This window comes from Parasedimentitalea denitrificans (assembly GCF_011813015.1).
In the GTDB taxonomy this organism is placed as follows: domain Bacteria; phylum Pseudomonadota; class Alphaproteobacteria; order Rhodobacterales; family Rhodobacteraceae; genus Parasedimentitalea; species Parasedimentitalea denitrificans.
The window spans coordinates 1-520 of sequence record NZ_QHLQ01000087.1; the positions used below are offsets into that span (position 1 = coordinate 1).

At 50.6% G+C, this 520-nt stretch carries 1 rRNA gene; it reads right to left on the minus strand.

The features are described from left to right. Positions 1–520: ribosomal RNA gene (locus DL239_RS21415) — 23S ribosomal RNA — on the minus strand; the annotation flags it as partial.

Consider the following 520-nt stretch of genomic DNA (forward strand, 5'->3'; position numbering starts at 1 on the left):
CGAGTATAAGTACATGGCATTCGGAGTTTATCTGAATTCGGTAACCCGAGAAGGGCCCCTAGTCCAAACAGTGCTCTACCTCCATGACTCTTTACCTCGAGGCTAGCCCTAAAGCTATTTCGGAGAGAACCAGCTATCTCCAAGTTCGATTGGAATTTCTCCGCTACCCACACCTCATCCCCGCACTTTTCAACGTGCGTGGGTTCGGTCCTCCAGTGCGTATTACCGCACCTTCAACCTGGACATGGGTAGGTCACTTGGTTTCGGGTCTACGACCTCATACTTATTCGCCCTATTCAGACTCGCTTTCGCTGCGGCTCCGTCTTTTCAACTTAACCTTGCATGAAATCGTAACTCGCCGGTCCATTCTACAAAAGGTACGCCATCACCCATTAACGGGCTTTGACTACTTGTAGGCACACGGTTTCAGGTACTGTTTCACTCCCCTTCCGGGGTGCTTTTCACCTTTCCCTCACGGTACTGGTTCACTATCGGTCACTAGGGAGTATTTAGCCTTGGG